Source organism: Desulfosporosinus metallidurans, from assembly GCF_001936615.1.
GTDB lineage: Bacteria > Bacillota > Desulfitobacteriia > Desulfitobacteriales > Desulfitobacteriaceae > Desulfosporosinus > Desulfosporosinus metallidurans.
Map to the genome: position 1 here is coordinate 1 of NZ_MLBF01000230.1, position 294 is coordinate 294.

Below are 294 nucleotides of genomic sequence, written 5' to 3' on the forward strand. Positions count from 1 at the left end.
CCCGCGACCGGGGGCGCACGAAGGCGGCCCGTTTCGACGATGCGCCAACGCGCTGCGCCGGGGCGCAACGCCTACCCATGCCGATACGGCCTGCTGGATGCCCGGCTGGCCGGCCGGGCCGGAAAGCCGCCGAAGCGCCCCTATACCGTCATGGACGCCGTTCTGGCAATGGCACGATTTGACCTTTCGCGCCTTTCATCTGATGTATTGCCAGACCACGCTTCTATCTTCTTTCCTTTTCCCTTTATTTTCAACTGGTTTTTAACATTGGGCAATTGGCGATCCTTTGTCCGG

Annotated in this window: 1 protein-coding gene; it reads left to right on the forward strand. The window is 60.9% G+C overall.

The features are described from left to right. Window positions 1-39 precede the first annotated feature (39 nt). Window positions 40-294 (forward strand): hypothetical protein (locus DSOL_RS27755; RefSeq protein ID WP_139314657.1); only part of this gene is annotated, 255 nt, incomplete at its 3' end.